This is a genomic window from Thermoanaerobacterium sp. PSU-2 (genome assembly GCF_002102475.1).
Classification (GTDB): Bacteria; Bacillota; Thermoanaerobacteria; order Thermoanaerobacterales; family Thermoanaerobacteraceae; genus Thermoanaerobacterium.
In genome coordinates this window covers 1-287 of sequence record NZ_MSQD01000053.1, presented here as the reverse complement: position 1 = coordinate 287, position 287 = coordinate 1, and the positions used below count along the sequence as shown (strand labels likewise).

Here is a 287-nt window from a genome sequence, read left to right as displayed (position 1 = left end):
GATAAATTTTACAGGAGGTTGGAAGGTGTGATTATTGACGTGAATTTATACCAAAAAATTAGAGAAATGTATACAGTACATCAAATGTCTCAAAGGGCTATAGCCAGGGAATTAAAAATTTCAAGGAACACTGTAAGAAAATACTGCAAAGGTGACAATGTTCCTTGGGAGAGAAAAGAATATTCCCGTGAACCTGATGTATTAACACATGATGTTATGGACTTTATCAGACAGTGCATTAAAGAAGATGAAACAGAAGGAATAAAAAAACAGCAACATACAGCCAG

General features: G+C 34.5%; 1 pseudogene. It reads left to right on the top strand.

The features are described from left to right. Nucleotides 1-27: 27 nt before the first annotated feature. Nucleotides 28-287 (top strand): annotated as a pseudogene (locus tag BVF91_RS13085) (IS21 family transposase); the annotation flags it as partial.